The sequence below is a fragment of the Nonomuraea lactucae genome (assembly GCF_003313395.1).
Classification (GTDB): domain Bacteria; phylum Actinomycetota; class Actinomycetes; order Streptosporangiales; family Streptosporangiaceae; genus Nonomuraea; species Nonomuraea lactucae.
Genome location: NZ_QNFZ01000049.1, coordinates 1 through 21,114, shown reverse-complemented (window position 1 = coordinate 21,114; position 21,114 = coordinate 1). Strand labels below are relative to the sequence as shown.

The following is a 21,114-nucleotide window of genomic DNA, read 5'->3' as shown; positions in this document are numbered from 1 at the left end:
TGGATCTATGATTTGGTAACAAATCGTTCCATTGCCTTGGAGAAATACGGCATGGCTGGTCAGAGCGTCGACAGCGGGCTGCGCTTCGCCGTGCTCGGTCCCGTGCGCGCATGGCGTGATGCCGAGGAGCTCGACCTAGGCACCCCGCTGCAGCGTTCGATCCTCGGCATGCTGCTCGTACGGGAGGGACGGCCGGTCACCCCGACGGAGCTGATCGACGCGGTGTGGGGCGAGGAGGCGCCGCCGAGGGCCCTGGGCGCGCTGCGCACCTACGTCTCCAGGCTGCGCACCGTGCTCGAACCCGAGCGGCCCGCCCGCTCCCGGCCCGAGATCCTGACCTCGGTCGGCCGCGGCTACGCGCTGCGCATGCCCGAGGGCTCGCTCGACCTGGCCCGATTCGAGCGCGGCGTCCAGGACGCGGAGTCGGCGCGGAAGACGGGCAGGCTGACGGAGGCCGCCCGGGCCCTGCGGACCGCGCTCGCCCTGTTCGACGGCGAGCCGCTGGCCGGCACCGTGGGCCCGTACGCCGAGCACCAGCGTGACAGGCTGGTCGAGCGCCGGATCGGCGTGGTCGAGACGCTCATGGACGTGGACCTGGAGCTGGGCAACCACGCGGCGGTCGTCTCCGAGCTGATCGCGCTCACCGCCGATCATCCGCTGCGCGAACGGCTGCGCGCCCAGCTGATGCTCGCCTACTACCGGTGCGGGCGGCAGGGCGACGCGCTGGCCGTGTTCACCGAGACCCGCGAGGCGCTGATCGAGGAGCTGGGCATCGAGCCCGGCCCCGAGCTGACCGCGCTGCACCAGCGCATCCTGGCCGCCGACCCGTCACTGGCCGCCGTGGAGATCGCGGAGGAGCCCGCGGTCGAGGAGGAGCCGGTCCACGAGCTGCCCCGGCCCGCGCAGCTCCCGGCCGCGGTGAGCGACTTCACCGGGCGCAAGGAGATCGCGGGCCGGATCCGCACGCTGCTGTCCGCGCAGGCGTCCGCCGAGGGCGTGCCCGTGGTCGCGATCTGCGGCATCGGCGGCGTGGGCAAGACCGCGCTGGCCGTGCACGTGGCCCACGCGGCCGACGACCTGTTCCCCGACGGGCAGCTCTACGCCGACCTGCGCGGCTACACCGACGGGGCCACCGCGCCGGAGTCGGCGCTCGGCGCGTTCCTGCGGGCGCTCGGCATCCCGCCCGACGTCATCCCCGAGGGCCCGGCCGAGCGTTCGGCGCTGTTCCGGTCACTGCTGGCCGAGCGCCGCATCCTGGTGCTGCTGGACAACGTCCGCGACGCCGAGCAGGTCAGCCCCCTCCTGCCCGGGTCGCCGGGCTGCGCGGCGATCGTCACCAGCAGGGTCAAGCTGGCCGACCTGCCCTCGGCCCGGCTGATCGACCTCGACGTGATGGAGCCGGACGAGGCACTGTCGCTGTTCGCCGCCGTGGCCGGACCGGAGCGGGTGGCGGCCGAGCACGCCGCCGCCATGGACGTGGTCGCCGCGTGCGGGTTCCTGCCGCTGGCCGTACGGATCGTGGCCGCCCGGCTGGCCGCGCGCCCGTCGTGGACGGTCGCGTCGCTGGTGCCCAGGCTGGCCGACGAGCAGCGCCGCCTCGACGAGCTGCGGGTGGGCAACCTGGCGGTGGAGGCGACGTTCGCGCTGGGCTACGGCCAGCTGGACCCGGCGCAGCAGCGCGCGTTCCGGCTGCTGTCGCTGCCCAACGGGCCCGACATCTCCGCCGGGGCCGCCGCCGCGGTGCTGTCGATGAGCGCGTTCGAGGCGGAGGACCTGCTGGAGTCGCTGGTCGACGCGAGCCTGCTGGAGGCGCCCGCGCCGGGCCGCTACCGCTTCCACGAGCTGCTCAAGCTGTTCGCCCGGCGCATCATGGACAAGACCGAGCGGCCCCAGGCCCGCACGACGGCGCTGCGCCGGCTGCTCGGCTTCTACCTGGCCTCCGCCCAGTCGGCGCACCGGCTGGCCTACGAGGGCAGCTCCATCTCCGACAACCTCCTGGTGGTCGGCGGTGGCCGCACCTTCGGCACCGCCGACGAGGCCGTGGCGTGGCTGATCGCCGAGGGCGACTCGCTGTTCGCCGCGATCGGCCAGGCCGCCGCCGCCTCGCGGGCGGCCGAGCAGCTCCTGCCGGCCGCCGACCTGCTGGTGGCCATGGAGCCGCTGCTGGAGTCGGGCACCCACACGCGCGAGTTCGACCAGGCCACGCGGGCCGTGCTGGCCACCGCCCGGCGCATCGGCGACCCGGGCAGCGAGCTGCGCGCCCGCTACGTGCTGGGCAGGGTGCTCTTCGCGGGCAACCGGCTCACGGAGGCCGAAGAGCAGTTCAGGATCGTGCACGAGCTGTCGGTGGCCCGTGGCGAGAAGGTCGTCACCGGCGAGGTGATGAACGCGCTCGCCGTCGTCGTCGGCCGGCAGCGCCGCCACACCGAGGCGCTGTCGTGGTTCGAGTCGGCCACGCGCTTCTACCGGGAGCACGACGTGCCCGCCGGCGAGGCGCTCGTGCTCAGCTACTCCGCCCGCGACCACCTCGGCCTCGGCCACGCGGTGGACGCCATCGCCGCCGCTGAGAAGGGCCTGGCCATCTTCACCGAGATCGGCAGCGGCGCCGGCACCGCCCGGGCGCGCTACCACCTCGGCATCGTGCTGTCCCGGGTCGGCCGCCTCACCGAGGCCGTCCACCACCACGCCGAGTGCCTGGCCTTCTTCCGCGCCAGCAAGCAGCGGGTGTGGGAGCAGCGGGTGTGCTCCCGGCTGGCGGAGACGTTCATCACCGCCGAGCGCTACACCGACGCCGTACGGCACGCCGAGGAGGCCCTGCTGGTGTCGCGGGAGATCGGCCACCCGTACGGCGAGGCGCTGTCGCTGACGGTGCTGGGCAAGGCGCTCAGAGGTCTCGGCAGCACCACCCGCAGCACCGAGTGCCTACGGCAGGCCTTCGCCATCTTCGACCGGCTCGGCGCCCCCGAGGCCGGAGACCTCAAGGTCCTCCTCGACGCCGCCCAGGTCGTCGAGTCCTGAATACAGCGCGTCGTCCAGACGTGTCATCCACACATGGTTGATCAAGACTGTCCTCTGCGGTAAGTCACGAGCCCCGAGACCGTCCTTGCGGTGATGAGCAGCCCGGCCGACCATCGTGACCGCCACGTGTCGCTAGGGGGCCCGGTTAACGGGATGCTCCACGTGACGGCTAGCCGCCTCACATCGACGGCCGGCCGGACTCCGACACGGGGCCCCGAACCCCCCGGGTCCGTGTCGTGTGCCACAGCCTCCACCGGGCGGCTTGACATCGGATCAACACGCGATTGCGGCACTGGTCAGAGGAGCAAAAGCCGCAGGTGGGGAGGAGTCACGCAAAAGCGTGCACGGGGCTTTGGCGGGCCGGTCAGACGTGGAAGTAGCCTTCCGCGATGAGCGGGCGGATGGCCTCGGCACGAGGAATGTCGCCGTTGCCGACCAGTTCGGCGATCACGTTGAGCAGCGGGCCGAGCGCCAGATCGCCGTCGCAGACCCCGGCCAGCGCGGCCTCGACCGTGCCGACCTCCTTGCTGCGGCGCAGACCGGTGGTCTGGCGCAGCACGATGCGCATGGGATCCTCCGCGCCCGGCAGGCCGATCCGCTCGTCGAGCAGCCCCTCGGCCGTGCGCAGGCGCGCCGACGAGAGGTCCTGGACCCGGTGGGCGGTCGCGATGGAGTCGAGGACCTCGTCGACATAGTCGCCGACGGGGAGCGTGACCTGATGGGTGAGCCGCTCCACGCGGATCACCGGGTCGAGGGTGCCGGAGTTGCGCATGGTGATCCAGCCGAACCCGACCGCCTCCACCTCGCGCTCGTCGAACCAGGACAGCCAGCGGTCGTAGTGGTCGGTGTAGCCGGGCGTGCCCTGCTCGGCGGCGTCCCTGAGCCACAGCTCGACGTACTCGGCTGGGTCCTGCACGTCGCGTTCGACCACCCAGGCGTCGCAGCCGGTGTCCGCCAGCCAGCCGCCGACGCGCTCGCGCCAGTCCTCGCCCGCGACGTGCAGCCAGCTGGCCAGGAAGTGGGCCTGGCCGCCGGGGTTGAGGTGGCGGGGCGCCTGGCGTACGAGATCGCGGCAGAAGGCGTCACCCTCCCCGCCCGTTTCGCGATATGTCAGGTTCGCGGACGGGGAGACCCCGGCGGGGGAGACGACGAACGGGGGGTTCGAGACGATCAGGTCGAACAGCTCGCCCTCGACCGGCTCGAAGAGCGAGCCCACGCGGGCGTCCACATCGCGCACCCCGGACAGCTCCCAGCTCAGCCGGGCGAGCTCGACGGCACGCGGGTTGACGTCCGTGGCCACGATCTCCTCGGCCCGGCCCGCCAGGTGGAGCGCCTGCACCCCGCAGCCCGTGCCCAGGTCGAGCGCCCGCCGGACCGGACGGCGGCTGGCGAGCTGGGCCAGATTGGCCGAGGCGCCGCCGGCGCCCACCACGTGGTCGGGGCGCAGAGCCGGGTCACCCGGGCGGACCTTGCGGTCGGAGACGACGTAACCGCCGGTCTCCCACGGCTGGAGGTGCACGTCCGCCGTCACCCGGCCACCCTCCTCGGTGACCAGGCCCGAGTCGAGCACCACCTGGGACACCCGCTCCGCGGGCACGGGAACGCCCAGCCACCACAGCCGGATCAGCTGGTCGAGCGGGCGGCCGCCGGCGGTGGCGCGCAGGGCCGGGACCAGCTCCTCGCGGGCCAGGGCCGCGGCCGCCACGTCGCCGAGATGGTCGCGGACGCCGTCAATCGTGTAGCGGGTTCCGAGCAGGTGATCGCGCAGTGGTTCCACCCTGCCATCCTTTCACCGCATACTCCCGCGCATGATCCAATACCTACAGTGATCGTACTGTTACCGAGATTCGTGGCGTTCTGTAAGCCACCCGCAAGCGGTACGCGATATCTCTAGGGGACCCTGTTCGAAGAGGAGCGGATCGATGCTCATCCCGTGCCTGGCCTGCGAGTCCCGCTTCATGCCGGACGAGTATTTCCGCGCCTGTTCCGACTACAACCGCGGCCTGGATCTCGTGCGGTGGACCTGCCCGCGCTGCGGAAACCACGACGAGCTGCGCGTGCTGCCCGGCGAGCTGGGGTTCGGCTACACGAGCCGGGGCCGCTTCGCCGTACACGACCGCGTGCGCGTGCCCGGCCTGCGCAGGCAGCGCGGCGACCTGCGGCTCGACATCTCCCTCGACAAGGCGAGCTGGCGCGTGCCCACCCGCGTCCGCCAGCTCGCGTAACGCCTCGTCCCCGGCGCGATCGGCTCTAGCCGGTCCCCGGCTTGATCGGCTCTAGTCGGCGCGCTGGCGCAGGCTCTGCCAGGCCGCCTCGCCCAGTCCCTTGATCTCCTCCTCGGTCGGCGTGTGGGCGCCGGCGAACCACAGGCGGCACATCTCCTGCGCCGGGCCGAGCCACAGGACGTAGCACATGGTCGAGTGCACGGGCTGGAGCAGGCCGTTCTTCATGTGGGGCCGCCACCAGTCGGACACCCGACGAAGGAACGCCCGGCGCGCCTCCGCGACCTCCGCGCCCCCGGGCTCGTGCTTGCGCGGCGGGCGCTCGCTGACCAGCAGCCTGGCCCGCTCGGGATGCTCTCCGGCCCACCGCATGTGGAGGGCGACGACGGCCTCGATGCCGTCGCGGGCCGACTCATGGCTCTCCAGCTCGGCGAGGAACGCCGCCTGGTAGGCGGTGAGGATCTCGCCGTAGAGCACGCCGAAGACGTGCTCCTTGCTGGTGAAGTGGTGGTAGAAGCTGCCGACGCTGACGCCGCTCTCCTCGCGCAGGCTGGCCAGCGTGGTGGCCGAGACCCCGTCCTGGCTGAATCGGCGGAGGGCCCCCTCGATGATGCGGGTCCGCCCGTCACGTCCGTTCTTGGCACTCTTCACACGGTCAATGGTGAGGCAGCAGAACCTTGTTCCGCAAATACCATCGCCTGCTGGATCATAGCGGTCACTTCGACGGTTCCGGAAGTCACCTTCATCGTGGCGTCCGGCCAGAGCCGGCGGACCATCCTCAACGCCCGCCGGTTCTCGCCGAGCACGTCCATGCCGACCGTGGTCGCGCCCCGTACGGCGGCCCTGAAGAGTACCGTGTCGACCAGGCGCGGCCCGAGCCCCCGACCCTGCCACCGGTCGGTCACCACGACGGCGACCTCCACGTCCGCCGTGTTCCCGCGGTAGCTCATGGCGTGGCCGATGATCTCGCCGTCCAGGGTCGCGACCAGCGCGTCGCGGCGCTCGTCCACCGCGAGCAGCGCGCGCACCAGGCTCGCGGTGGGCCTGGGAATCCCCGTGAAGAAGCGCATGGTCTGCGTGTGCAGGGAGAGCCCGGCCAGGAAGCGCCTGATCCGCTCGTCGTCGTCGGCGCGGGCCGGCCGGATCTGAGTTCCATGCATAGACCCAGCGTGCACTCCGAGATCTGAGTCTGTCAAATGAACTCAGGTATGATATCGCCTATGACCGCGCCCTTCCGGGACACCAACTGCTCGATCGAGCGCACCCTCAACGTGGTCGGGGAGAAATGGACCTTCCTGGTGCTGCGCGAGGCGTTCAGTGGCGTGCGCAGGTTCGCCGACATGCAGGCGAACACGGGCGCCCCCCGCCAGGTGCTCAGCGCCCGGCTGGCCCGCCTCGTCGACGAGGGCCTGCTCCGCAAGAAGCCCTACCGCGAGCCGGGCCAGCGACAGCGCGACGAATACCGGCTGACCGAGAAGGGGCGCGATCTCTATCCCCTGCTGGTGGCGCTCATGCACTGGGGCGACACTTACCTCTCCGGCGACAGCGGCGCGCCCGTGCTGCTGACCCACCGCGACTGCGGAGCGCCCATCGAGCAGCACTTCCGGTGCGCCGAGGGCCACGAGGTGGCAGGTCCCCGCGAGGTCACCCCGCTGCCCGGCTCAGGCTCGGCGCTGAAGAGCGCGTAGGCAGCGCCTGAAGTCCACCAGCGTCAGCAGTGCGGCCCCCGACAGCAGCACGGCGACCGCCGACGTGCGCACGACGAGGTACGTCTGGATCGTCTGGCTGAGCAGCAGCCACAGGCTCAGCGTGGCGTTGCTGAGCTGGGCGCACCCCCAGACGAGCGACTGCCGCGAGAAGAACCGCCGCATCACCGGCTCCTCCAGCACGTGGCCGGGCAGCGGCACGAGATCCTCCGCCACCCGCCGCGCGAGCGGCCTGCGCACCCGGGCCGTGGCCAGGAACGCCGCGCTGGCGCAGAACACGCCGAGCGTCGGCTGCAGGAAGAACAGCAGCGGACTCCCGGACAGCAACGCCAGCGCCGCCCGCACGGTCACCATCCCGGCCGCCAGCAGCACGCCTCCCGGGACGCTCCTGCCCCTGGCCAACCGGAGCACCACTCCCCCGTACACCCAGGCCACGGCCACCACGACACCCCCTGTCGGTCCCGCGGCGAGCATGCCCGCGTAGAAGACCGCGACGGGAAGGATCATGCCCTCGAAGATCCGCGGCACGGCGTGGCGCAACAGCGCGGTGAGCCTGGGCAGCTCGAACAGGGACTCGTCGGGGGGTGCGGCAGGCGCGGTCATGGAGCTCTTCGAGGGCCTCTCGAGGGGCTTGTGCGGGGGTTCTCCGCGTGCCCTTGGCGGGGCTCACGGCACGAATCACGACCGTACGCGATGAACCGGCGCTCGGTAAGGGTTTCGACCAGATTGCGATTGGATCACGCCTCGGCACGGATCGGCGGCGGCCTTCGACCCCAGGTCGTGTGGGGGAGCACGAGGGCCGGTGCCTACCCTGGAAGGGTGTACCGGTTCCTCCTCACGCCCCGCTGGATCGCGCTCCACCTCGTGGTCCTGCTCGTGATCCCCGCCTTCGTCCTCCTGGGACGCTGGCAGTTCGGGCGGTTCGAGGAGAGGTCGGCCAACAGCGACCGGGTGACCGCCAACCTGGCCGCGCCGCCGGTCCCGCTGGAGAGCCTCGCCGGGCAGCGGATCAAGGAGGCCGACCGCTACCGAGCGGTGACGGTCTCCGGCAGCTACGACGCCGCCCACGGGCTGCTGGTGCGCAGGCGCCCGCAGCAGGGCCGGCCCGGCTACTACGTGCTGACGCCCCTCATGCTGGCCGACGGGCGAGCCGTGATCGTCAACCGCGGATGGGTGAAGGCCGGAGCTACCGCCGACACGCCGCCCGAGGTTCCGCCACCACCGGCAGGGCAGGTAAGTGTCACCGGCCGGCTACGGCTCAGCGAGACCGAGGAGTCGAGCGGCATCAGGGACCTGCGTGGGCTCCCCGCCGGGCAGGTTCTGCTGATCAACACCGACGGCATCGGCAGGGCGCTGCCGTACGAGCTGGTGGGCGGCTACGTCGACCTGACCGTGCAGCGGCCACCGGCCGGTCCGGCGCCCGAGCCAGTGCCCCCGCCCGAGGTCGGCTCGGGAGGCGGGCTCAACCTGGCGTACGGCGTGCAGTGGTGGCTGTTCATCGGGGTGGCCGTCGGCGGCTGGATCCTGCTGATCCGGCGCGAGGTGGCGGATCGCCGGTCCGAGGCCCGCGAGCGAGAGGCCCCGGAGGCCGCCGCGCCCGCCGGGTGAATGAATCGATCACTCGCGGGTAGAGGGGCGCCGGGGTCCGCATGAGCAGCATCCTCACCCGGCGGGCCCCGATGGCCCGGGGTCGCCCGCGATCCCCCCTCCCGGCGGTCCCGGGTCCGAATCGCACTCAGATGTCCAGGAGCGGATATCCAACGGAGACGTCGCAGCTTGTTCGACGTTATCCCGCCGTCGTACGGTTACCTGCGTGACTACGCCGCTGCTCCCCGATCCTGATCCGAGGCGGCGCGACTACGTGATCATCTCCGCTGACGATCACCTGATCGAGCCGCCAGACCTCTTCGAGGGGCGCCTCGCGGAGAAACATGCCGAGGTCGCGCCCAAGGTCGTGGAGACGGAGGCCGGTCACCAGGTCTGGCGCTACGGCGGGGCCACCTACCCGTGCGCCGCCATGGACGTGGGCGCGGGGCTGCCGCGCGAGCAGCGCACGCTGGAGCCCGTCCGCTTCGAGCACATGCGCCCCGGCTGCCATGACATCGAGGCCCGCGTCGAGGACATGGACGTGGCCGGCATCTGGGCCGCGCTCTGCTTCCCCGGCATGCTCGCCGGCCAGGCCGGCATGCCGTTCGCCAGGACCCGCGACCAGGAGCTCGGGCTGGCCCTGGTCAAGGCGTGGAACGACTGGCACATCGAGGTCTGGGCCGGCACCTACCCCGAGCGCATCATCGGCCTGCAGCTCCCCTGGCTGCCCGACCCCGACATCGCCGCCAAGGAGATCCGGGCCAACGCCGCCCGCGGGTTCAAGGCCGTGGTGTTCCCGGAGTTCCCGACGCGGCTGCGGCTGCCGTCGATCCACAGCGGTCACTGGGACCCGTTCTTCGCCGCCTGCGAGGAGACGGGCACGGTCGTGGCCCTGCACACCGGCGCGTCGAGCTGGTCGCCGGTGCCGTCTCCCGACACGCCCATCGAGGCGATCACCACGCTGATGCCGACGAGCGCCATGTTCGCCTGCGCCGACTGGCTCTGGTCGGGCCTGCCGCTGCGCTTCCCCAACCTGCGCGTCCTCATCGTCGAGGGCGGCGTGGGCTGGCTGCCGATGCTGGCCGAGCGGGCCGACTACGCGCTCGACCACCCGGTGGCCGGTGAGGCGTCGTGGGACGGCGGGCTCAAGCCCAGCGAGGTGCTGCGCCGCAACTTCTTCTTCGGCACGCTCGACGATCACGCCCTGTCGGGGGTGCGGCTCGCGGTCGGCCTCGACCACGTGCTGCAGGAGAGCGGCTACCCGCACTCAGACTCGACGTGGCCCGACACGCAGAAGGCGGTCTCCCGCAACCTCGGCGCGCTGCCCCCCGCCGACATCGCGAGGGTCGCGTACGGCAACGCCGCCCGCCTGTTCGGCCACCCGCTGCCGTCACGGGCCTGGCTGCGGATGGAGGAGATCTAGCCGTTCAGGGATCTGGAGGGATCCAGCCCGGCGGTCCGGCCCTCCACGCTCCCCTGCACGATCTTGCGCTCGTGGGAGAGGTAGCGCCCGCTCTCGCCGAGCAGCGACCCCATGAGCCACAGGAAGACGCCGAAGTCGTCGGCGACGCCGATGAGCACGAGGAAGTCGGGCAGCAGGTCGATCGGCGAGACCAGGTAGACCACGCCGAGCGCCATCACGGCCAGCCTGCCCCTGCCCATCTCCGCGTAGTCACCGCGCATGACCGCGCCGATCATCCGCGGGATCGCGCGCACCCGTGCCATCAGGCCCGGCGTGCCGGGCTTGGTCACGTCCCGGTACGTCCGCCACGCCGCTGCCGCCCGTGTCGCCTTCGCCATCATGCCACCCCCATACCCTCGCCTGTCACGACATAACGCGTTGTGCCAAGGGATTGGTTCCCGGCGGTCAACCCAGCGCCGCGTGCGCGAACGGCCGCGCGGTCTCGATCTGCGCGGCGACCCGCACCAGCAGGTCCTCCCGCCCCGCCGCGGCGATCAGCTGGACGCCCACCGGCAGCCCGGCCCGCGACACGTGCAGCGGCAACGAGATCGCGGGCTGGCCGGTGGCGTTGAAGGGCGAGGTGTAGGCCACCGCGTGCGCCGTCCTGCCGCCCGCCACGCTGAGATCGTGCGGCGGGATCCAGCCCAGCTCGAACGGGGCGACGCCCAGCGACGGCGCCAGCAGCAGGTCATTGCCCGACTCCCACCACGAGGCCATCCGCCTGCGGAAGGAGTCGATCCACTGGACGGCGAGGATGTGCTCGACCGCGCCGTGCCCGCGCCCGGTCCGCACCAGCTCGGCGTTGCGCGGTTCGAGCTCGTCCAGCTCGACCGGCCTGCCGCGCCAGAAGCCGATGCTGTCGATCTCCGCGGCCATGTTGTTCGCCACGATCGAGCCGAAGCGGCGAGGGAACTCCGCCTGCCCGAGCGCCTCCGGCCAGCCGGGGCGCACGTCGTGGCCGAGCACCTCCAGCAGCCCTGCGGCCCTCGTCACGGCCTCGGTGAGCTCGGGGTCCTCCGGCACGTCGCCCCTCGGGTGCCTGGTGACGAACCCGACGCGCAGCCGTCCCGGATCGGCCCCGACCTCCTCGGCCAGCGGCCGGGGCAGCGCGGGCGCGTCGTACGGGTCGCCGGGCATGAAGCCGGCGACGAGGTCGAGCCCCGCCGCGGTGTCGCGCACCGTCCTGGTCACGAACCCCGGGCAGGAGAAGCCGCTCCAGCCCTCACCCCCGTCGGGCCCGAAGCTGACGCGTCCCCGGGTCGGCTTGAGCCCCACCAGGCCGCAGAGTGAGGCCGGGATGCGGATCGAGCCGCCGCCGTCGCTGGCCGTGGCGATGGCCACCATCCCGGCCGCGACCGCCGCCGCCGACCCGCCGCTCGACCCTCCAGCGGAGTGCCCGAGCGCGTGGGGGTTGCGCGTGGGACCGAACGCCGCGGGCTCGGTGGTGATCGTGCTGCCGAACTCGGGCGTGTTCGTACGGCCCAGCACGACGAACCCGGCGGCGCGCAGCCTGGCCGTGCCGTACCCGTCGCGCTTGACCTCCAGCCCGTCGAGGACGCGGGAGCCCGCGCTGTACGGCTCACCTGCCTGCCGCCACCCGAGATCCTTGAGCAGGATCGGCACCCCGCGGAAGGGCGTCCCGGGCGGCAGGTGCTCGGCCTCGGCCAGTGCCCGCTCGAACCTCGGATGGACGACCGCGTTGAGCTCGCCGTCGCGTGCCTCGACGCGGGCGATGGCTGCCTCGACCAGCTCGCGCGGCGACACCTGCCCGTCGCGCACGGCCCGCGCCTGGCCGACCGCGTCCAGCCTGAGCACGTCATCCACCGGCGCTCCCCCTCACCACGTCATCCACCATGCCGCCCCGCCACGCCGCCCTGCGCGTCACCCCAGGTGCTGCGGCTCGCCACACCGCCGGGGGCACGCCGTGCGGGCCCGCGCCTTCAGCGGCCGGGCGACACGAGCATGCTAGGCCCTGGGGGCGAGATCGCGAACAGCCTGGGTGATCGGCACCTCGTCACCGGGAATGGGAGCGAGCACGGGCGTGTCGAGGCCGTTGTCCACGTACTGGCGGATCCTGGCCCGGCAGGTGGCCGCGTCACCGTGCACCACCAGCGCGTCGACCACCTCGTCCGGGATCGCCTTGAGCGCGGCCTGCCGATCACCGGCCGCCCACGCCTCGTGCATCGGACGCAGCACCTCGCCCCGTCCCAGCCACTCGTGGAAGGCGGCATAGACCGGCACCGTCAGGTACGTCGCCAGCATCCGGCGCGCCAGCGCCCGCACCCGGTCGGCGTCCTCGCTCACGCACACGAACAGCCGGGCGATCAGCTCGGTACCCTCCCCCACCTCGGCCCGCACCTGGCGGACGTCGTCCGGGGAGAGCCAGTTCGTGATCGCGCCGTCGGCCTCCTCCGCCGCCAGGCGCAGCATGCGCGGGCGCAGCGCCGCGAGCACGATCTTGGGCGCCACCTGAGGCGGCCGCTCCAGCCTGAACCCGCTGATCTCGAACGTCTCGTACCTCTCCGACACCTTCTCCCCCGCCAGCGCCTTCCTGAGGAAGCGCAGGGTGTCACGCGTCCGCGCGTACGGTTTGGCGAACGTGCCCGCGTTCCACCGCTCGACGATCGCCGGAGACGACGAGCCGATCCCCAGCACGAACCGCCCCGGCGCCAGGTCGGCCACCGTCGCGGCCGACATGGCCAGCAATCCCGGCCCGCGCGTGGAGACCGGCACGATCGCGCTGCCCAGCCTGACGCCCGGCGCCCACTGCGCGGCCAGCGCCAGCGGCACGAACCCGTCGACCCCGCTGACCTCGGCCGACCACGCATCGGTGTATCCGAGTGCGGGCAGCTCCTCGATCAGCTCGCGCGAGTCCGCGAGCGAGCGGTCCTGGAAGGGGATCGTCATGCCCCAGTTCTGAGTCATCGCGGCCTCCGGGTCGGCGTCGGTACGGCGACCATACCAACCGGGCGGTATGCAGTCTCGAACCGCACCGCGACTCTGAGGGCACTTATGCGCGCAACTCGTGCACCGCCGCGATGAAGTCCTTGGTGATCCCCCGCAGCCCCGGCAGATGCGACAGCCCCACCAGCCTGTCCACGAGCGGCACCGTCACGTCGATCAGCCGGTGGGTGCGCTCGCACCCGGGCGAGGTGTCATGCACCCAGAACAGCACGATCCCCATCGAGAGCAGCCAGAGCAGCTCGGGCAGCTCCTCGCGCAGCTCGGCGTTCATCCGGTCGCGCGACCCCTCCACCACCTGCCGGTAGATCGCGATCGACGCCTCGCGCGCCGGCGAGCTCTGCGCGCTGAACGGGCTCAGCGGGTTCGTCGGCTCGGCCGCGTGCTTGAAGAACTTCACCGCGAACTCGTGGTACGGCTCGGAGACACGCACCCACTCGCGCAGCACGCCGGTCAACCTGGCGGCGAACGACGTCTCCTGGGCCAGCAGCTCGCGGCAGGCGGCCTCGTGCTCGGCCTGGGCACGATCGTAGTACGCCTGGATCAACGCCTCCTTGCCGTCGAAGTAGTAGTAGGCGTTACCCACCGACACCCCGGCCTCGGCGGCGATGGCCCGCATGGTCGTCGCATCGAAGCCACGCTCCCGGAACAGTCGCAACGCCGTCTCGACGATGACCTCTCTGGTGCTCTCCGATCCTCGGTTTCGGGCTTCGGACACGCTCGTCACTTTACGGCTTCGAGCCTCGTTAGGTCATGGAGCCGCACGGTGATCGCCGCCACAAGGCAAAAATGCTCCTGCGACGCGGATCAACGGGTGTGAAGCATGGGATTGATGTTTCAGGCGGAAGGGCTAATTTCCGCGAAAAGGCATCGACATGTGGATACGTGGAACCGCTCGGCCCCTCGTGGCCGCGCTCCTCGGCATTGAGATCTCCATAATCGCGCTGGCGTCGGCCGCCTCGGCCGCCTCGGCCGCTCCCATGACACCCGACGGGGAGCTCCGGCTGACGCCACACATCCGCCACGACAACTCAGGCGAGCACCGCGCCGCCACGGGGAAGGACCGCGAGACCACCACCTGGAAGAACCGGGAGGCCGCCGGCAGGCACGGCCGGGACGCCAAGCGGGCCCGCGCCGAGACATCAGCCGCCGCCAAGCCGCTCCTGAACCTCGACCTGGGGCGCGTGAAGCCCAGGCACGCGATGGTGCGCATGTCACACGACGCAGCCGCGGGCTACCTCCTGGGAGCGGGCCTGCGCTACAAGTCGACAGGCCACTGCACCAACAGGCACGTCCACACGTGCACCTCACTGGACCTGGTCAGAACGGGCACCATCGCCCGGATCATCGCGCTCAAGCAGGCGAGCACCTGCCCGATCATGGTCACGGGCGGCACCGAGGTCGGCCACTCTCCAGGCCGCTTCAGCCACGGCAAGGGCTACAAGCTCGACATCTCGCACAACGCCTGCATCGACCGCTACATCCACCACAACAGCGAGCGGACCGGCGTCCGCGGGGACGGCGCCGCACTCTACCGCTCGCCCTCCGGCACGCTCTTCGCCGACGAGTCGGACCACTGGGACATCCTTTTCAAGTAATGGCCCAGCTGGTAACGGCCGCCCAGAACCCGGGACACGGCCAAGCCACACGGCCGCACCACGCCAAGCCACCGCCGCCGGGCCACCGGCCTCACGGCTCGCGGCGCCGTACAGGCACGCCCCTGTACGGCCGCTCCTGGGCGGAGCCACGCGGGGGCCTGCGTGGCTGCCGCGAGGCTGCCGCGCTGCCTGCCGGTGCGCGAGGGAGCCTGGAGGCACACCAGGGGCGGCGCACCGGCGCACGTGAGCCGACGAGCGCACGTGAGCCCACAGGGCGCACGCGGGCCCATACCGCCGGTTACCGCCTGGCGCCACTCTCAGCGCTCAGCGCTCATCAGCGCTCGGACAGCTCGGCTGCGACCAGCTCGGCGATCTCCGCCGCGTTGAGCGCCGCGCCCTTGCGCAGGTTGTCGCCGCACACGAAGAGGTCGAGCGTGTTGGGGAAGTCGACCGCCTGCCGGACCCTGCCCACGTAGGTCGGATCGGTGCCCACCACGTCGGACGGCGTCGGGAAGACACCGTTGGCGGGGTCGTCCATGAGCACCACCGTCGGCGCCGCCTGGAGCACGCGGTGCGCGTCGGCGACCGTGATCTCCCGCTCGAAGCGGGCGTGGACGGCCAGCGAGTGGGTGGTGACCACCGGCACGCGTACGCAGGTCGCGGAGACCTTGAGGTCGGGGATGCCGAGGATCTTGCGCGACTCGTTGCGGAGCTTCAGCTCCTCGGAGGCCCAGCCGCCCTCCTTGTAGGAGCCCGCCCACGGCACCACGTTGAACGCGATCGGCGCCGGGAACGGCGAGTCGTCGGGCAGCTTGTTGGCCAGCGCCTTGCGCACGTCGCCGGCCACCTGGCCGATCGAGCGGTCACCGGCGAGCGCCTCGACCTCGTCGTAGAGCCGGGCCGAACCCGCCACTCCGGCGCCCGACACCGCCTGGTAGGAGGCGACGACGAGCTCCTTGAGCACGTATTCGGCGTGCAGCGCGCCCATGGCCGCCATCATCGACAGCGTGGTGCAGTTGGGGGTGGATACGATGCCGCGCGGGCGGCGCCGCGCGTCGAGCGGGTTGACCTCCGGCACGACCAGCGGCACGTCGGGCTCCATGCGGAACGTGCCGGACTTGTCGATCGCCACGGCGCCGCGCTCGGCCGCGATGGGCACCCAGACGGCCGACACCTCGTCGGGCACGTCGAAGATGGCGATGTCGATGCCGTCGAACACCTCGGGAGCCAGGGCCTGGACGACGACGTCCGCGCCGCGCACCTTCAGCACCTTGCCCGCGGAGCGCGGGGAGGCGACGAGGCGGATCTCGCCCCAGATGTCGTCACGGCTGGACACGATGTCGCGCATGACGGTGCCCACCGCGCCGGTGGCGCCGATCAGGGCAAGGTTGGGCCTGCTCATCTTCCTGAACCTCCGTACACCACGGCTTCGACCTGGTCGGCGTCGAGGTCGAAGGCCCGGTGGGCGGCCGCCACGGCCGCGTCGACCTCGTCCTGCTCGACGATCACAGAGATGCGGATCTCCGAAGTGGAGATCATCTCGATGTTGACCCCCGCGTCGGCGAGGGCGGCGAAGAACGTCGCGGTGACGCCCGGGTGCGAGCGCATGCCCGCGCCGACCAGCGACACCTTGCCGATCTGGTCGTCGAAGAGCAGCGACTCGTAGCCGATCGCACCCTGGACCTTCTTCAACGCGGCCAGCGCGGTCGAGCTGTCGGCCGTGGGCAGCGTGAAGGAGATGTCGGTGCGGCCGGTGGCCGCGGCCGAGACGTTCTGCACGATCATGTCGATGTTGATCTCAGCGTCGGCCAGGGTTTTGAAGATGGCGGCAGCCTCTCCGACCTTGTCGGGCACCCCGACAACGGTGATCTTGGCCTCGCTCCGGTCGTGCGCCACGCCGGAGATGATGGGCTGCTCCATCTCGGTTCCTTCGGTGTAAGGGTCGGAGACGACCCAGGTGCCTTCCTTGGTGCTGAACGAGCTGCGTACGTGAATCGGCAGGTCGAAGCGGCGAGCGTACTCGACACAACGCAGGTGGAGGATCTTCGCGCCGCAGGCCGCCATCTCCATCATCTCGTCGTACGAGATCCTGGGGATCTTGCGGGCCGTGGGCACGATGCGCGGGTCGGCGGTGAAGACACCGTCGACGTCGGTGTAGATCTCGCAGACGTCGGCCCGCAGAGCCGCCGCGAGGGCCACGGCCGTCGTGTCGGAGCCGCCCCGGCCCAGGGTGGTGATGTCCTTGGTGTCCTGCGAGACGCCCTGGAACCCGGCCACGATCGCGATGTGCCCGAGGTCGAGCGCCTCGCGGATGCGGCTCGGCGTCACGTCGATGATGCGCGCCTTGCCGTGCGTGGAATCGGTGATCACACCTGCCTGCGACCCGGTGAAGGAGCGCGCCTCGTGCCCCAGGTTGGCGATCGCCATCGCCAGCAGGGCCATCGAGATGCGCTCGCCGGAGGTCAGCAGCATGTCGAGCTCACGGCCGGGGGGCAGCGGCGAGACCTGCTCCGCCAGATCGAGCAGCTCGTCCGTCGTGTCGCCCATCGCGGAGACGATCACGACGACGTCGTTGCCGGCTTTTTTCGTCGTGACGATGCGCTGCGCGACCCGCTTGATGCAGGACGCGTCGGCGACGGACGAACCACCGTACTTTTGCACAACGAGCGCCACGAGAGTCTCCCGGTTAGGACTGTGAGCTGCCTCAGTCTACTTGGGGTCTCTCATGCCACCGCTGGCTCATACCACTATATGGACGCGATCACACCGTGGTGGTCTCCTCCGCGACGTCGAGGCGCGAGTGCGCGACCAGGGCCTGCAGCGCGCGCATCGCGGCGCCCGCGTGGTTGCCCCAGGTGTTGAAGTAGGAGTATTGCCACCACCACAGCGCCTCGTGCGGCCGGCCCGCCTGGAAGTGGCGCAGCCCGTGGATGAGGTCGGCGGCCACCGCGGTCAGGTCATCGGACAGCCGGTAGGGCGTGACGCCCGTGTCCTTGTACGGGTCGAACACCTCGGCGTAGTCGTCGACCGCCTCCAGCCGCTCGGCCAGCGCGGTGCGCACGCCGTCGATGTCGGGGTCCTCGCTCAGCGGAGGCTCGTAGTTGCCCGAGAGGATCACGTCCTCGTTGGCGCCCAGCTTGGCGCCCGCGAGACTCACCTGGGCGACCTCGACCAGCAGCAGCGACCAGATGGCATCGCCGCCCTCGCCGCCCGCCACCCTGGTCAGACCGTCTACATAGTTCTGCGCGTGTCCGGCGATCTCTTCTGCCAGCGCGGTCCACTGGTCAGACATCCAGCAGCCTCCGTCCTTCGAACGCGCGGCCCAAGGTCACCTCGTCGGCGTATTCGAGGTCACCGCCCACAGGCAGACCGCTGGCCAATCGTGTCACTTTCACGCCCATCGGCTTGACCAGACGGGCGAGGTAGGTCGCCGTCGCCTCGCCCTCGAGGTTGGGGTCGGTGGCGAGGATGAGCTCGGTGACGCGGCCGTCGGCCAGTCGCGTCATGAGCTCCCGGATGCGCAGGTCGTCGGGCCCGATGCCGTCGATCGGGCTGATCGCGCCCCCGAGCACGTGGTAGGTGCCCCGGAACTCGCGCGTCTTCTCGATCGCGACCACGTCCTTGGGCTCCTCCACCACGCAGATCACGTGGGTGTCGCGGCGCGCGTCGCGGCAGATGCGGCACTCCTCCTCGGAGGCCACGTTGCCGCAGACCCGGCAGAACCGCACCTTCTCCTTGACCTCGAGCAGCGCGTGCGCCAGCCGTTTGACGTCGGCCGGGTCGGCCGCCAGCAGGTGGAACGCGATCCGCTGAGCGCTCTTGGGACCGACGCCGGGCAGCAGGCCCAGCTCGTCGATCAGGTTCTGGACGACCCCTTCGTACATGGCCTAGAACCCTGGCAGCTGGCCGAGACCGCCGCCACCCAGCCCCTGTGCCAGCGGGCCGAGCTTCTCCTGCTGCAGGTCGGCCGCCGCCCGCACGGCGTCACGTACGGCCGCGATCACCAGGTCGGCGATCGTGTCTGCCGTGTCCTGCGGATCGCCGGCGTCGACCACGCTCGGATCGATCTTGAGCTCGAGCAGCTCGCCCGAGCCGTTGACGACGGCCGTGACCAGGCCGCCGCCGGCCGAGCCCTCGATCTGCGCGTCGTTGAGCTCCTGCTGGGCGCTCACAAGCTGCTGCTGCATGAGCTGGGCCTGCTCCAGCAGCTGCTGCAGGTTGACATCCCCTGGGTTCACCGTCGTGCGCTCCTCGTGGCTCCGCGTTCTTGACTTCCACGAGCCTACGGCGTTTGGGCCTCGTCATGTACTGGCAGCATGCAGGTGTTTCGCCCTCGGGGGTCGTCGCGACGGATCGCCGGTGACTGGCCGGCCAGATTGTCTGGCCGGATCCCGGCCCCCCTCCAGTGTCCGAGACCCGGCCACCACGCCGACCGGAGCGGCCGCACCATGCCGACGCTTGGATGGAACCATAATCACGCCCACGTTGCACACAGGTTGCTATCGTTCAATCACGTTTCGCGACCGCCGGAACGGCTTGCGCTGACCCTCTCCAACGCGGATGCTCGCCATACGGGTTCGACTACTTGGAGTGGCCGATGAGTTACGCCCATCTTCCCGCGTACTCCCGACTCCTTCGCGGCGCCCACGAGACGGTGATGGCAGACGGGGTGTGGCCCGAGGGGCCGCGACAGCTGATCGCCGCCTCGTGGCGGCGTTCCATGGACGCGGGCATCGACCCCGAAGCCGTTGCGGCGCCACTGGCGTTAGACCTCGCGCGCCTGAACGACGCGCGCGACTGCCACCCGCTGCGGCCCCTGCTCCCGCTGCTCACCGAGGCGCTCGGGCGGATGGCCGACGAGTCGGCGCACATCGTGGTGGTGACCGACGGCGAAGGGCGCGTCCTGTGGCGCGAGGGCCACCACGGCGTCATGCGCCGCGCCGACCAGGTCGGGCTCACCGACGGCCACGCGTGGACCGAGGACCGCATCGGGACCAACGGCATCGGCACCGCCCTGGCGACGCGCCGGCCCGTGCACGTCTACTCCGAGGAACACCTCGTACGCCGCCTGCACGTCTGGTCGTGCAGTTCCGCGCCCATCGTCGATCCCGACTCCGGCGACGTCCTCGGCTGCCTCGACATCAGCGGCACCGCGCCCAGCCTGCACCCCGCCACCGTCGCCGTGGTCAGCGCGACGGCCCGGCTCGCCGAGGCGCATCTGGCCCTGCGCATGCACGAACACGACGAGCGCCTGCGCCGCCGCTACGAGGCGCTGCGCTCGCGCCCGGGCATCCTGCTCTCCTCCACCGGCCGCGTCATCGCCGGCGACCCGGGCGGCCTGCTGGGCGAGCGCGTCCACCTGCCGGTCTCCGGCGAGCGCATGCTCCTGCGGGACGGCCGGGTGGCGGTGGCGGAGCCGTTCGCCGAGGGCTATCTGCTGCGCTCCACGCCCTCGGCGGCGGCGCCGCCCATACTCAGGCTCACTCTCCTTGGCGACGGCCCGCCGACGGCCGCCGTCGGGGAGCGCCGCCTGCCCCTTTCCCTCCGGCACGCCGAGATCCTCGCCCTCCTGGCACTCCACCCGCGCGGCCTCAGCGCCGAGCAGCTCTCCTTCCACCTGTACGGCGACGACGGCAACCCGGTCACCATCAGGGCCGAGATCCACCGGCTCCGCACCCAGCTCCGCGGCACCATCGGCGCCAAGCCCTACCGGCTCACGTCACCCGTCGAGTCCGACTTCCTGCAGGTCAGGCACTTACTCACGGTCAACGACCCGGCTCTGCTGGCCCGCATCTACACCGGCCCGCTGCTACCCCGCTCCGAGTCACCGGAGATCCGCCGCGAACGCGACGAGCTGGAGGTCCAGGTGCGCGCCTGCCTCCTGCTGCGCGGCTCACCGGACGACCTGTGGGCCTACGCCCAGACCTCCAACGGGCGCGGCGACTTCCAGATCCTGGAACGCATCGCGGCCTCGCTGCCCTCCACGGACCATCGCGCCGCCGCCGCCCAAGCCCGCCTCTTCGCCGGCTGACCCCGTCCGATCCCCCCGGCCACCTTCGACGGGCCCCCTCCCGAACGCCGGCCTCGCCCTCTCGACGGCCGCCGCCTGATCCCGGTCTCCCTTCCTGACAGGCAGCCCTGCCCGGACGCCGGCCGACCTCGCCCACGTCGCGAGCTCACACTCTTGCGGAAAGTCGCGGGCTCCCACCCGGAAATCGGCCTCGCCTCTTCAGCGGGCTCCCCTCACAGAACCCCGCTCCGCCGCTCCCCGGCCGCACTCTCCCCATGCTCAGCCCGTGGTCAGGTGTGGTCGATCTCCCCGATCACCTGAGCACCCAGCTCCCGTTGCAGCAGCGCCATGCCGGAGAGCTCGTCCACGTCGGCGTCGGCGTCGTTCAGCGGGTCGACGTCCTCGGACTCCACGACCTTGACCTTGCCGCGGCTGGGCACGGCATCAGGCCAGGCGGAAGATCCGCCCTGGCGAGGCGCGGGAGCGCGGGGCCCCGCCTGGGCCGCCGCCTTCGCCGCCGAACGCGCGGCGGCGACCCCGGCCCCCGAAC

At 71.5% G+C, this 21,114-nt stretch carries 20 protein-coding genes and 1 pseudogene; 7 read left to right on the top strand and 14 right to left on the bottom strand.

Translation table 11 applies throughout. The features are described 5' to 3' along the window. Positions 1-51: 51 nt before the first annotated feature. On the top strand, positions 52-3,018 hold the full coding sequence (locus tag DQW85_RS03695; protein WP_113699005.1) for an AfsR/SARP family transcriptional regulator: 2,967 nt from the start codon (positions 52-54) through the stop codon (positions 3,016-3,018). A gap of 364 nt (positions 3,019-3,382) precedes the next feature. Here the strand turns inward: DQW85_RS03695 and DQW85_RS03690 are convergent, their stop codons facing one another. Next, entirely contained in the window at positions 3,383-4,795 is a 1,413-nt protein-coding gene (locus DQW85_RS03690) for a DUF7059 domain-containing protein (protein WP_113699004.1), read from the bottom strand. A gap of 145 nt (positions 4,796-4,940) precedes the next feature. Here DQW85_RS03690 and DQW85_RS03685 point away from each other — a divergent pair, with 145 nt between their 5' ends. Then, positions 4,941-5,243, top strand: coding sequence for a hypothetical protein (locus DQW85_RS03685; RefSeq protein WP_113699003.1), 303 nt, complete (start codon positions 4,941-4,943; stop codon positions 5,241-5,243). Positions 5,244-5,294: 51 nt separating this feature from the next. Here the strand turns inward: DQW85_RS03685 and DQW85_RS03680 are convergent, their stop codons facing one another. Beyond that, complete coding sequence (locus DQW85_RS03680; RefSeq protein WP_113699002.1) at positions 5,295-5,891, bottom strand: TetR/AcrR family transcriptional regulator; 597 nt, start codon at positions 5,889-5,891, stop codon at positions 5,295-5,297. Continuing rightward, complete coding sequence (locus DQW85_RS03675) at positions 5,888-6,400, bottom strand: GNAT family N-acetyltransferase (protein WP_113699029.1); 513 nt, start codon at positions 6,398-6,400, stop codon at positions 5,888-5,890. The genes DQW85_RS03680 and DQW85_RS03675 overlap by 4 nt, the downstream gene beginning before the upstream one ends. A gap of 60 nt (positions 6,401-6,460) precedes the next feature. Between DQW85_RS03675 and DQW85_RS03670 the strand changes: the two genes are divergently transcribed. Beyond that, the gene (locus tag DQW85_RS03670; RefSeq protein WP_113699001.1) at positions 6,461-6,928 is read left to right on the top strand and encodes a winged helix-turn-helix transcriptional regulator; all 468 of its coding nucleotides are present in this window, start codon (positions 6,461-6,463) and stop codon (positions 6,926-6,928) included. Here the strand turns inward: DQW85_RS03670 and DQW85_RS03665 are convergent. After that, positions 6,902-7,549: a VC0807 family protein gene (locus DQW85_RS03665; protein WP_113699000.1), complete on the bottom strand. Its 648-nt coding sequence runs from the start codon at positions 7,547-7,549 to the stop codon at positions 6,902-6,904. The genes DQW85_RS03670 and DQW85_RS03665 overlap by 27 nt on opposite strands. A gap of 216 nt (positions 7,550-7,765) precedes the next feature. Between DQW85_RS03665 and DQW85_RS03660 the strand changes: the two genes are divergently transcribed. Together DQW85_RS03660 and DQW85_RS03655 are read left to right on the top strand one after the other, a co-directional pair. Next, positions 7,766-8,554, top strand: a complete 789-nt coding sequence (locus tag DQW85_RS03660) for an SURF1 family cytochrome oxidase biogenesis protein (RefSeq protein ID WP_113698999.1) — start codon at positions 7,766-7,768, stop codon at positions 8,552-8,554. Positions 8,555-8,759: 205 nt separating this feature from the next. Next, positions 8,760-9,956: an amidohydrolase family protein gene (locus DQW85_RS03655; protein WP_113698998.1), complete on the top strand. Its 1,197-nt coding sequence runs from the start codon at positions 8,760-8,762 to the stop codon at positions 9,954-9,956. On the opposite strand, the gene DQW85_RS03650 is transcribed toward DQW85_RS03655, so the two are convergent. The 4 genes from DQW85_RS03650 to DQW85_RS03635 all read right to left on the bottom strand — a co-directional run bounded on the left by DQW85_RS03650 (position 9,953) and on the right by DQW85_RS03635 (position 13,674). Further along, entirely contained in the window at positions 9,953-10,336 is a 384-nt protein-coding gene (locus tag DQW85_RS03650) for a YkvA family protein (RefSeq protein WP_240196898.1), read from the bottom strand. The two genes, DQW85_RS03655 and DQW85_RS03650, sit on opposite strands and share 4 nt — an antisense overlap. 64 nt (positions 10,337-10,400) lie before the next feature. Continuing rightward, a complete protein-coding gene (locus tag DQW85_RS03645; protein WP_205314858.1) occupies positions 10,401-11,819 on the bottom strand; it encodes an amidase in 1,419 nt (472 codons plus the stop codon). Positions 11,820-11,960: 141 nt separating this feature from the next. After that, positions 11,961-12,920: an LLM class F420-dependent oxidoreductase gene (locus DQW85_RS03640; RefSeq protein WP_113698997.1), complete on the bottom strand. Its 960-nt coding sequence runs from the start codon at positions 12,918-12,920 to the stop codon at positions 11,961-11,963. A gap of 85 nt (positions 12,921-13,005) precedes the next feature. Next, positions 13,006-13,674 (bottom strand): TetR/AcrR family transcriptional regulator, encoded by a 669-nt coding sequence (locus DQW85_RS03635; protein WP_162794697.1) that lies wholly within the window; start codon positions 13,672-13,674, stop codon positions 13,006-13,008. A gap of 157 nt (positions 13,675-13,831) precedes the next feature. Between DQW85_RS03635 and DQW85_RS45620 the strand changes: the two genes are divergently transcribed. Continuing rightward, complete coding sequence (locus DQW85_RS45620; protein ID WP_205314857.1) at positions 13,832-14,554, top strand: hypothetical protein; 723 nt, start codon at positions 13,832-13,834, stop codon at positions 14,552-14,554. A 334-nt stretch (positions 14,555-14,888) separates the two neighbouring features. On the opposite strand, the gene DQW85_RS03625 is transcribed toward DQW85_RS45620, so the two are convergent. From DQW85_RS03625 to DQW85_RS03605, 5 genes are all read right to left on the bottom strand, one after another. Further along, positions 14,889-15,956, bottom strand: coding sequence for an aspartate-semialdehyde dehydrogenase (locus DQW85_RS03625; RefSeq protein WP_113698996.1), 1,068 nt, complete (start codon positions 15,954-15,956; stop codon positions 14,889-14,891). Next, positions 15,953-17,227, bottom strand: a complete 1,275-nt coding sequence (locus DQW85_RS03620) for an aspartate kinase (RefSeq protein WP_113698995.1) — start codon at positions 17,225-17,227, stop codon at positions 15,953-15,955. The genes DQW85_RS03625 and DQW85_RS03620 overlap by 4 nt, the downstream gene beginning before the upstream one ends. Positions 17,228-17,315: 88 nt before the next feature. Further along, entirely contained in the window at positions 17,316-17,846 is a 531-nt protein-coding gene (locus DQW85_RS03615) for a DUF5063 domain-containing protein (RefSeq protein WP_113698994.1), read from the bottom strand. Continuing rightward, positions 17,839-18,438, bottom strand: coding sequence for a recombination mediator RecR (recR, locus tag DQW85_RS03610; protein ID WP_113698993.1), 600 nt, complete (start codon positions 18,436-18,438; stop codon positions 17,839-17,841). The genes DQW85_RS03615 and recR overlap by 8 nt, the downstream gene beginning before the upstream one ends. 3 nt (positions 18,439-18,441) lie before the next feature. Further along, a complete protein-coding gene (locus tag DQW85_RS03605; protein WP_198654660.1) occupies positions 18,442-18,792 on the bottom strand; it encodes a YbaB/EbfC family nucleoid-associated protein in 351 nt (116 codons plus the stop codon). A 359-nt stretch (positions 18,793-19,151) separates the two neighbouring features. On the opposite strand from DQW85_RS03605, the gene DQW85_RS03600 reads away from it, so the two are divergent. Beyond that, positions 19,152-20,585 (top strand): helix-turn-helix domain-containing protein, encoded by a 1,434-nt coding sequence (locus DQW85_RS03600; RefSeq protein WP_113698992.1) that lies wholly within the window; start codon positions 19,152-19,154, stop codon positions 20,583-20,585. A gap of 269 nt (positions 20,586-20,854) precedes the next feature. On the opposite strand, the pseudogene DQW85_RS03595 reads toward DQW85_RS03600, so the two are convergent. After that, positions 20,855-21,114 (bottom strand): annotated as a pseudogene (locus tag DQW85_RS03595) (DNA polymerase III subunit gamma and tau); the annotation flags it as partial.

Bases quoted from the DNA above. Each gene is read 5' to 3' on its own strand.
- DQW85_RS03685 (WP_113699003.1), top strand. From the start codon at position 4,941: ATGCTCATCCCGTGCCTGGCCTGCGAGTCCCGCTTCATGCCGGACGAG.
- DQW85_RS03600 (WP_113698992.1), top strand. From the start codon at position 19,152: ATGAGTTACGCCCATCTTCCCGCGTACTCCCGACTCCTTCGCGGCGCC.
- DQW85_RS03615 (WP_113698994.1), bottom strand. From the start codon at position 17,846: ATGTCTGACCAGTGGACCGCGCTGGCAGAAGAGATCGCCGGACACGCG.
- recR (WP_113698993.1), bottom strand. From the start codon at position 18,438: ATGTACGAAGGGGTCGTCCAGAACCTGATCGACGAGCTGGGCCTGCTG.
- DQW85_RS03640 (WP_113698997.1), bottom strand. From the start codon at position 12,920: ATGACTCAGAACTGGGGCATGACGATCCCCTTCCAGGACCGCTCGCTC.
- DQW85_RS03695 (WP_113699005.1), top strand. From the start codon at position 52: ATGGCTGGTCAGAGCGTCGACAGCGGGCTGCGCTTCGCCGTGCTCGGT.
- DQW85_RS03625 (WP_113698996.1), bottom strand. From the start codon at position 15,956: ATGAGCAGGCCCAACCTTGCCCTGATCGGCGCCACCGGCGCGGTGGGC.
- DQW85_RS45620 (WP_205314857.1), top strand. From the start codon at position 13,832: ATGTGGATACGTGGAACCGCTCGGCCCCTCGTGGCCGCGCTCCTCGGC.
- DQW85_RS03650 (WP_240196898.1), bottom strand. From the start codon at position 10,336: ATGATGGCGAAGGCGACACGGGCGGCAGCGGCGTGGCGGACGTACCGG.
- DQW85_RS03670 (WP_113699001.1), top strand. From the start codon at position 6,461: ATGACCGCGCCCTTCCGGGACACCAACTGCTCGATCGAGCGCACCCTC.
- DQW85_RS03665 (WP_113699000.1), bottom strand. From the start codon at position 7,549: ATGACCGCGCCTGCCGCACCCCCCGACGAGTCCCTGTTCGAGCTGCCC.
- DQW85_RS03675 (WP_113699029.1), bottom strand. From the start codon at position 6,400: ATGCATGGAACTCAGATCCGGCCGGCCCGCGCCGACGACGACGAGCGG.